At 42.5% G+C, this 9,324-nt stretch carries 8 protein-coding genes and 1 pseudogene; 3 read left to right on the top strand and 6 right to left on the bottom strand.

Going from position 1 to position 9,324, the window contains the following annotated elements; all coding sequences use genetic code 11:
* From PR699_RS18425 to miaE, 3 genes and pseudogenes are all read left to right on the top strand, one after another.
* Positions 1–130, top strand: a pseudogene (locus PR699_RS18425) (IS3 family transposase); the annotation flags it as partial.
* A 511-nt stretch (positions 131–641) separates the two neighbouring features.
* On the top strand, positions 642–3,206 hold the full coding sequence (gene mutS, locus PR699_RS18420) for a DNA mismatch repair protein MutS (RefSeq protein ID WP_014656628.1): 2,565 nt from the start codon (positions 642–644) through the stop codon (positions 3,204–3,206).
* A gap of 1 nt (position 3,207) precedes the next feature.
* A complete protein-coding gene (gene miaE / locus PR699_RS18415; RefSeq protein WP_004922898.1) occupies positions 3,208–3,969 on the top strand; it encodes a tRNA isopentenyl-2-thiomethyl-A-37 hydroxylase MiaE in 762 nt (253 codons plus the stop codon).
* A gap of 106 nt (positions 3,970–4,075) precedes the next feature.
* Here miaE and rpoS read toward each other — a convergent pair whose 3' ends face one another.
* From rpoS to ispF, 6 genes are all read right to left on the bottom strand, one after another.
* The gene (gene rpoS, locus PR699_RS18410) at positions 4,076–5,062 is read right to left on the bottom strand and encodes an RNA polymerase sigma factor RpoS (protein ID WP_004922901.1); all 987 of its coding nucleotides are present in this window, start codon (positions 5,060–5,062) and stop codon (positions 4,076–4,078) included.
* A 54-nt stretch (positions 5,063–5,116) separates the two neighbouring features.
* The gene (nlpD, locus tag PR699_RS18405) at positions 5,117–6,184 is read right to left on the bottom strand and encodes a murein hydrolase activator NlpD (protein ID WP_014656629.1); all 1,068 of its coding nucleotides are present in this window, start codon (positions 6,182–6,184) and stop codon (positions 5,117–5,119) included.
* Between the two features lie 243 nt (positions 6,185–6,427).
* Entirely contained in the window at positions 6,428–7,054 is a 627-nt protein-coding gene (locus PR699_RS18400; RefSeq protein ID WP_004922905.1) for a protein-L-isoaspartate(D-aspartate) O-methyltransferase, read from the bottom strand.
* A complete protein-coding gene (gene surE / locus PR699_RS18395) occupies positions 7,051–7,812 on the bottom strand; it encodes a 5'/3'-nucleotidase SurE (protein ID WP_004922907.1) in 762 nt (253 codons plus the stop codon). Before surE ends, PR699_RS18400 begins: the two co-directional genes overlap by 4 nt.
* Complete coding sequence (gene truD / locus PR699_RS18390) at positions 7,790–8,839, bottom strand: tRNA pseudouridine(13) synthase TruD (RefSeq protein WP_014656630.1); 1,050 nt, start codon at positions 8,837–8,839, stop codon at positions 7,790–7,792. Before truD ends, surE begins: the two co-directional genes overlap by 23 nt.
* Positions 8,805–9,317, bottom strand: coding sequence for a 2-C-methyl-D-erythritol 2,4-cyclodiphosphate synthase (ispF, locus tag PR699_RS18385; protein ID WP_004922911.1), 513 nt, complete (start codon positions 9,315–9,317; stop codon positions 8,805–8,807). The genes truD and ispF overlap by 35 nt, the downstream gene beginning before the upstream one ends.
* Positions 9,318–9,324: the final 7 nt, after the last annotated feature.

Genomic DNA, 9,324 nt, shown 5'->3' with positions numbered 1-9,324 from the left:
AGGTACGAGAGATGGTGTGGTTTTGGCGGCAAGATTACAATCTAAATCGAACCCACGAAAGTTTAATAACCTCCCACCGGAGACATACCGTAAACAGTTAGAAATCTCTAATTTGAAGTGTCTTAATTAATGGGGAGTGGACAAAGCATCGACCTCATTTGTGTAACTGTTTAAACTCTTGCAACTTAACGCTAGTCTCAATCAATGCTATTTGAGGAAAATTACCGACTTTTAGCTGTACAAGTTTACCTATAACTGGGCTACTATATCGGTAGAAAACGGTCTTACTGGCTGTTATGCCACAAAATATACGTAAACCAGAGCTTTCGCAGGATTCAGAACTATTTTTACACTTAAGTTTATCGCTGTGATACTGTGTTAAGAATGGTTTTACTGATGATTTTTGGCTCATAAGTGTTACCCTAATTAACGCTTATTATAAAAGTATTCAATGTGTTTAGACTAAAGTGCAGATTGGTGCATTTACAATGCTCATTGGGTTTTAGCCCCATAAACAGCCTACATTTTAACCTACACTCAATCATGGGATTCTGTGACATTCTCTACAATAAAATGGAGTCTAATGAGACAGCCAACGGACACAGGATTAAATAAATTCAACAGATTAGACAAACAAGCTTATGACTGATAACCAAAATTTTGAATCCCACACACCAATGATGCAGCAGTATTTAAAACTAAAAGCACAACATCCTGACATATTGCTGTTCTATCGTATGGGGGATTTTTACGAGCTTTTCTTTGATGATGCCAAAAAAGCGTCTCAATTATTAGATATTTCGCTCACCAAACGAGGGCAAACGGCGGGTCAGCCTATTCCAATGGCAGGTGTACCACACCATGCGGCCGAAAACTATTTAGCAAAATTGGTGCAACTGGGTGAATCTGTCGCGATATGCGAACAAATTGGTGATCCCGCAACGAGTAAAGGTCCTGTTGAGCGTAAAGTCGTACGTATTGTTACACCGGGTACAATCACCGATGAAGCATTACTGAATGAGCGGCAAGACAATCTATTGGCCTCAGTCTGGCAAGAGCCTCAAGGCTATGGCTTTGCAACCTTAGATATCACGTCGGGGCGCTTTATCATTAGTGAATTCGATGACGAAGAGTCTCTACAAGCAGAGCTACAACGTACTCGCCCTGCTGAATTACTCTATCCCGAAGACTTTGCGAGTATGGCGTTAATCGAAAACTGTAAAGGCCTACGTCGTCGGCCTCTATGGGAATTCGAGCTAGAAACAGCAAAACAGCAGCTTGGCCTACAATTTGGCACAAAAGACTTAATTGGGTTTGGGGTCGAAAATGCCTCGAGAGCGCTACGCGCTGCTGGCTGCCTTCTCCAATACGTCAAAGATACTCAACGTACGGCATTACCTCATATCCGTAGCATCATCATGGAAAAACAAACAGATAACGTTATTCTGGATGCTGCAACACGTCGTAATCTTGAGATCACGCAAAACTTATCTGGTGGCACAGATAATACTTTAGCGTCTATTTTGGATTTATGCGTTACCCCGATGGGAAGCCGCATGCTCAAGCGTTGGCTTCATACCCCATTGCGCCATGTACAAACACTAACGAATCGCCAACAAGCTATCGCCGCCTTACAAGAGTGTGGTTTCGAGCTATTACAGCCATTACTACGTCAAATTGGTGATTTAGAGCGTGTACTTGCCCGTTTAGCTTTACGCTCTGCTCGCCCTCGCGATTTAGCACGTATGCGCCACGCTTTTGAACAGTACCAAGAGATTCATCAAATCCTCAACCAATCTAACAGCGAATATCTGCAAAACTTGCAAAAACGTATTAACCAGTTTGATGAGCTACAGGATTTACTGCAACGTGCGATTATTGATGCACCGCCTGTATTGGTGCGTGACGGTGGCGTTATCGCTCCGGGTTATAATAGCGAACTCGATGAATGGCGAGCACTTGCCGATGGAGCTACAGACTATCTTGATAGACTAGAAATTCGCGAAAAAGAGAAGCTGGGCATTGATACCCTTAAAGTGGGCTACAATGCGGTACACGGCTATTTTATTCAGGTCAGTCGCGGTCAGAGTCATTTAGTTCCTATTCATTATGTACGTCGTCAAACGCTGAAAAATGCGGAACGTTACATTATTCCTGAACTAAAAGAGTACGAAGACAAAGTCTTAACCTCAAAAAGTAAAGCGTTAGCTATCGAAAAAGCACTCTATGATGAGCTTTTCGATATGCTATTGCCACATTTGGCAGACTTGCAAATCAGTGCGGAGGCTCTTGCAGAGCTCGATGTGCTCAATAACTTAGCTGAGCGTGCTGAAACACTTGGCTATGCTTGCCCACAACTCACAGATAAACCAGGGATCCACATTACTGAAGGACGCCACCCTGTGGTCGAGCAAGTCCTGAGTGAACCATTTATCTCTAATCCGCTTTCACTTTCCCCACAACGTCGCCTACTTATCATTACAGGCCCTAATATGGGGGGTAAAAGTACCTATATGCGCCAAACTGCATTGATAACACTACTTGCCTATATTGGTAGTTTCGTACCTGCAACAAAAGCGGTCATTGGACCTGTTGATCGTATTTTTACCCGTGTTGGCGCATCCGATGACTTAGCCTCCGGGCGTTCAACCTTCATGGTTGAAATGACTGAAACGGCTAATATTTTACACAATGCAACAGAGCAAAGTTTAGTCCTAATGGATGAAATTGGTCGAGGCACTTCAACCTATGATGGTTTGTCACTTGCTTGGGCTTGTGCTGAAAACTTAGTTAACCGAATCAAGTCCATGACTTTATTTGCCACACATTACTTTGAATTAACAACCTTACCTGAAAAATTAGAAGGCGCGGTCAATATTCACCTTGATGCAATGGAGCACGGCGACACCATCGCCTTTATGCACAATGTTCAAGAAGGAGCAGCAAGTAAAAGTTATGGCCTTGCGGTAGCCTCTCTAGCAGGCGTCCCTAAAGATGTTATTAAGCGTGCCAAACAAAAGCTCAAAGAGTTAGAAATTATTTCAAATAATACCAACGCGAGCCATGTTGATAGCGCACAACTCAGCTTCTTAGTGCCAGAAGAGCCATCCCCTGTTCTTAGCGCTCTTGAAAGTATCGACCCTGATAAGTTAACGCCAAGGCAAGCGTTAGATTGGTTATATCGTTTAAAGGAAATGGATAAGTAGTATGCAAGACCACGCTGAACTTCTAGCGCCTATCAGGCAGTTTTTACGCTGTGAAACGCCTGATAGTTGGGTTAAAAAAGCCAGTGAACCAGAAAGCCTCCCTATACTCTTAAAAGATCATCTATTATGTGAGCTAAAGGCGGCGCAAAGTGCGATGTTTTTGATCCGTAAATATGCGGTTGATAAAGAGAGTGCGGCAACATTGCTTGCTTGGTTTAAGCCTTATGAAGACTTTGCCTACGATCGTATTGGTGATATTCATACGCTAAAGAATAAAAACCAAATATCAAAACAGATCTTGGCGAAAAAGCAGTCACCCTATAGCCAAGATTTAATTGATAAAATGGTACTCTTGATTAAAGAAGAGCTGCACCATTTTTATCAAGTGCTGGAAATTATGCATCAGCGAAATATTGCTTATGATGGTATAACGGCAAGTCGATACGCTAAAGGGCTATTCAGTCATATGAGTGGTCATGAACCACAAACATTGGTCGATAAACTGATTATTGGTGCTTATATTGAAGCTCGATCATGTGAACGTTTCGCGAAATTGGCTCCTTTTCTAGACGATGATTTGGCGAGCTTTTATGTCTCATTACTGCGCTCAGAAGCGAGACACTATCAAGATTACCTACAGTTAGCGCAATCAATCAGTAAAACAGATATTAGCGAGCGTGTTGAGATGTTCGGTCTCGTTGAAGCCGAACTTATCACCTCAGTAGACCACGATTTTAAATTTCATAGTGGCGTTCCTGTGTGACGGTAAGCTAAAGTCTATGATGAGAAACTCGACCATTTATTATCATTAACGAAAAAAGCCCTCAATCAAATATTGAGGGCTTTCGTTATGGTATTCACAAAGATATTTACATATTAAATAAGGCTTCTAAGGAAAGCTCCTCTCCTTGTAAAATATCTTTTAACCGCCTTAGCCCTTCCACTTGTATCTGGCGCACCCTTTCTCTTGTTAACCCAATTTCTCGGCCAACTTCTTCTAGTGTCTCAGCTTCATAGCCTAATAGCCCAAAACGCCGAGCAAGGACTTCTCGCTGCTTTGGATTCAATTCAAATAACCACTTCACAATATTCTCTTTTAAGTTGTTATCTTGAATTGTATGCTCTGGGCCTGATTCATTCTCATCAGAGAGAACTTCAAGTAAAGATTTCTCTGAATCGCCAGCAATAGGCGTATCGACCGATGTAATACGTTCATTTAAACGCAACATACGGCTGACATCTTCTACTGGTTTATCAAGCTGTTCAGCGATTTCCTCAGCGCTAGGCTCGTGGTCGAGTTTTTGCGCTAATTCGCGGGCAGTTCTAAGGTAAATATTGAGCTCTTTGACGATATGAATTGGGAGGCGGATGGTTCTAGTTTGATTCATGATGGCACGTTCAATCGTTTGACGGATCCACCATGTCGCATACGTTGAGAAGCGGAACCCCTTTTCAGGATCAAACTTTTCAACAGCGCGAATTAACCCTAGATTACCTTCCTCAATAAGATCTAATAATGCTAATCCCCGATTATTATAACGTCGAGAGATCTTAACAACTAACCGAAGATTACTTTCAATCATGCGCTGACGTGAAGCAACATCTCCACGTAGCGCTCTCCTCGCGTAGAAGACTTCTTCTTCGGCAGTTAGGAGCGGAGAGAATCCAATTTCACTGAGATAAATTTGAGTGGCATCCAGAACACGCTGATTCGTGTTCTGGAGTAAATCCATTTCATCATCTAGTTCAGTAACCAGATCCTCTTCTTTGAACTGACTCTCATCAAAAGCATCATCCATCATGCTATCGTCGAGGTCATTGTATAACTCGTTAGCTTTCAGCGAACTTTGGCTCATCAGTGACTCCTACCCTTGATAATGAGGGCAGAATGTCATTGCACTCTGCCCAGTTTATCGCTGCGGTAAGTAGCGCAGCGGGTTTACTGATTTTCCCTTGTAACGAATTTCAAAATGTAATCTAACCGAACTCGTTCCGGTACTACCCATCGTGGCTATTTTCTGACCCGCGGCAACATCCTGCTGGTCACGCACAAGTAACGTATCGTTATGTGCATAAGCACTCAAGTAGTCATCGTTATGTTTTATTATTATAAGATTTCCATATCCGCGTAGTGCATTTCCTGCATAAACCACTTTACCTGGAGCAGAAGCAAGTACAGGTTGACCTCGTGAACCGGCAATATCAATGCCTTTATTTCCACCTTGAGCATCAGAGAAACCTTCTATTGTTTTCCCTTCCGCTGGCCAACGCCATTTTATCGATGAGCTATTTGTACTGCTTGCTGTCGTCGTAGAGGCGGTAGAAGCTGCCGTCGTTGTTGTTGCCGTAGAAGTTTGCGTTGCAGGCTTCTTATTATTAGGCAACATCTTACCTGAATTTTGACCGCTTCCATTTGCAGGATACGCATTAGTTGTTCGAAGATCAACCGGTTGCTGATTACTATTTGATGAATTTGAGGCCAATTGCCCGTTTGAGTTCACATTTCCGTTACCAATATTGATCACTTGCCCAACATTTAGGCTATAAGGCTCTGCAATATTGTTTTTAGCTGCTAACTCACGGAAATCATTACCAGTTATATAAGCAATATAGAATAGTGTATCACCGCGTTGTACGGTGTAAGTACTGCCACTGTAGCTACCTTTAGGGATGCTACCATAGTCGCGGTTATAGATAATACGCCCTTGCCCATCCATATTGACTGGGGCAGAGGTACGAATAGATGATGAAGAATTCGAAGACAAATTAGGTCGAGAAGAAGGCATCGCTGTACTTGTACCACCAGTAGGTGCCGTTCTTTGAACAGTTTGTTGACTTGATTGACTCGTCTGACCGTCATTTACGCTAGAAATAGGCGCTGCTGTATGGTACGGAGTTGAACATCCAGCCAATAATGCCCCGCTAAATGAAAAGATCACCGCCCATCGAATTCTGCTTATTGGGCTAACAATTTTCATGCTTCTTCTCCCGTGAAGAAAAATCTGACATAGCAAATAAATTTGTGTCAGTAAAACATTAGAGCCTGTTAGCTCTCGTCACTAAAAGTATTTTGCTTATTAAAGCAGAAATATAAAATATTGAACAAGCCAAATATATCAAAAATATAACAATTTGAGATTATGACTTAATGGAAAATACAACATTCTTAACTTTAAGCTGTTAAAGTGCCCTATTTTACCAAATATGACTATAAGCAAAAATTACGCTAAGTCACCCGCTACTAGCGGAACAAAACGTACTTTTTCGACCACATTAGCATGATAATCATTCCCTCGGCGCGTAATTAGCTTCAGCGCTTGATCTTTATCCCCCACAGGCAGAACCAAGCGCCCGCCTTCTTTTAATTGCTGTAGTAACCGAGGCGGAATTTCACTGGGTGCCGCCGTCACGATAATTGCATCAAAAGGCCCTTTAGATTGCCAGCCTTCCCAGCCATCACCATGACGAGTGGAGATATTATGTAAATCAAGCTGCTTAAAACGACGTTTTGCCGTCCATTGCAAACTTTTTACCCTTTCAACAGAAAAAACATGTTTTGCAAGGTGCGCTAAAACAGCGGTTTGATAACCTGACCCTGTACCGATTTCTAATACATGATCTTCTGGCTTAATCGCCAGTAATGCAGTCATTTTTGCAACAATATAAGGTTGAGAGATAGTTTGCCCATAACCGATAGGTAATGGAATATTATCATAAGCCTTATGCGATAGGGCTTCGTCAACAAAGCGTTCACGAGGAACCTGTGACAAAGCATCTAACAGGCGCTCATCGTGAATTCCCTGTTGGCGTAGTTGTGCCAAAAGTTCTTTCATGAGGCCTGTTCTCATTTTACTTTCACTCCCGATTTTTCTAACCACTCTTCAACTAATGAATGTGCTTTATACGCTGTTAAGTCAACTTGTAATGGGGTAATTGAAACATAACCTTGTGATACGGCTTCAAAATCAGTACCCGGCCCAGCATCACGGATCTCCCCTACAGGCCCTAGCCAATACAACATATTACCTTTAGGATCTTCAAGGTTGTAGACTTCTGAAGCAGCATGACGGCTACCACAGCGAGTGACTTTGATCCCTTTAACATCCTCATAAGGAATATCAGGAACGTTAATGTTTAGTATGTTACCTGCCCGTAAAGGGTTTTTATGTAATAACGCGAGAATATCACAGGTTATTTTTGCAGCAGTTTCAAAATGGGTATCTCCATCCAATGAGACCGCAATTGAAGGTAACCCTAAGTGCCTCCCTTCCATCGCCGCAGCAACTGTCCCTGAATAGATCACATCATCACCTAAATTAGGCCCACAGTTAATTCCTGACACAACAATATCCGGTCGTGGCCTAACGACTTTATTCACACCAATGTAAACACAATCTGTTGGCGTACCTTCTTGTACAGAAAAGTCACCATTAGCAAGAGTTTGGATCCTTAAAGGCCTATCTAACGTTAATGCGTTCGATGCCCCACTACGATTGCGATCAGGCGCAATCACTTGCACCTGATAATATTGACGTAAAGCGGCCGCCAATGTCTGGATCCCCGGTGCAGTCACACCATCGTCGTTACTCAATAATATCTTTAACATCGGCACTATCCTGATTAATGATTTCTCGCACCACGCTTGTTGCAAAGCTTCCTGAATTAAGGAAAAAATTGAGTTTTAATGTAGTCTGGTCAATCCATTGCCATTGAAAATTTTGCGGTTTCACAATCATCGCTCTTCGTGTCGATGAGACGCGTTCGTTTTTCATCAGTGTCATCAAAGAGTGATAGCTTTCTAAGCTGTTGGTTTCAAAAACTAGTGCATCCTCTTGCGTACCTAATTCGCCATCACCGGGCAAAGGCGCAGTGATACTCAATTCGCCAGAAGCAACACGCGCTTGCAAGGTAGGCAACTCTTCTGCCGTTGCAACAAACCAACTTCCACGCCCTGTTAGTTGTAGCGCATCACCAAGTAATACTTGGTTTATGGTTTGGTTTTCAATCCGTTCACTTGCAACATGGTTAAACATAGCACTACGTGCGGCAGATAAATAGAAACTACGCTTATTACGTTCACGAACCGTAATTTCTTGGTTCGCCCAACGTAATGCTTGGGTTAGGTTTTGCCCATCACGGCCAAATCTTTGTTCCCCAAAATAATTCGGAATGCCTTGTTCTGCAACTTTCTGTAAACGAGCCTCAACATCCTCAGGTACTGAAATATCCCGGATCGTCAATTCAAACTGGTTGCCTTTCAATGTTCCAATACGTAACTTGCGTTTTTGTCTCGTTGTCGCGATGACTCTACAACCATCAAGCTGCCATAATGAAAAATCAGGCGTTTCTTTACCTGGCATTTGTAAACAAAACCACTGTTCAGTCACTGCATTACGGTCTTTTAAACCCGCATAGCTCACTGAACGAGCTGAAATTTTTGCAAATTTAGCTAACTGTTCAGCCACAAATAATGTGTTGCAACCTGTTTTTTCAACGCGAACCATAACATGTTCGCCTTCGCCGTCCAGTTCGAAGCCAAGATCTTCTTTGACAATAAAATCTTCTGGCTGACTTTTTAGCTTACCTGTTGAGAGAGGTTTACCATGCAGGTACTGTACATTCATGAGTTTCATTACCATTATCTTTCACTAACAGCACTACCGCCGCACATGCAATGCCCTCTTTACGCCCAACAAACCCCAATTGCTCAGTTGTTGTTGCTTTGACATTAATATCATCCATGTGACATTCAAGATCTTCAGCAATATTGACGCGCATTTGCGGGATATGTGGCAACATTTTTGGTGCTTGAGCCATAATAGTGACATCAATATTTCCAATGCTGTAGCCTTTTTCTCGAACATGGCAGTAAGCTTTTTTTAGCAATATGCGGCTATCTGCACCTTTGTATGCAGGGTCGGTATCAGGGAAGAGCTTACCAATATCACCAAGTGCTGCTGCACCTAAAATAGCATCTGTTACTGCGTGTAATACCACATCACCGTCAGAGTGTGCCAATAAACCGTGTTCATAAGGGATACGGACACCACCAATAATGATAGGACCATCACCGCCGAACTTATGCACATCAAAACCGTGCCCAATTCTCATTATTTAT

The sequence above is a fragment of the Providencia sp. PROV268 genome, from assembly GCF_028477805.1.
GTDB lineage: Bacteria > Pseudomonadota > Gammaproteobacteria > Enterobacterales > Enterobacteriaceae > Providencia > Providencia stuartii.
This window is presented reverse-complemented; position numbering and strand designations above follow the sequence as displayed.

Coding starts and splice junctions, on each gene's coding strand:
- truD (WP_014656630.1), bottom strand. CDS start 8,839: ATGAAACTCATGAATGTACAGTACCTGCATGGTAAACCTCTCTCAACA.
- rpoS (WP_004922901.1), bottom strand. CDS start 5,062: ATGAGCCAAAGTTCGCTGAAAGCTAACGAGTTATACAATGACCTCGAC.
- miaE (WP_004922898.1), top strand. CDS start 3,208: ATGCAAGACCACGCTGAACTTCTAGCGCCTATCAGGCAGTTTTTACGC.
- surE (WP_004922907.1), bottom strand. CDS start 7,812: ATGTTAAAGATATTATTGAGTAACGACGATGGTGTGACTGCACCGGGG.
- nlpD (WP_014656629.1), bottom strand. CDS start 6,184: ATGAAAATTGTTAGCCCAATAAGCAGAATTCGATGGGCGGTGATCTTT.
- PR699_RS18400 (WP_004922905.1), bottom strand. CDS start 7,054: ATGAGAACAGGCCTCATGAAAGAACTTTTGGCACAACTACGCCAACAG.
- mutS (WP_014656628.1), top strand. CDS start 642: ATGACTGATAACCAAAATTTTGAATCCCACACACCAATGATGCAGCAG.
- ispF (WP_004922911.1), bottom strand. CDS start 9,317: ATGAGAATTGGGCACGGTTTTGATGTGCATAAGTTCGGCGGTGATGGT.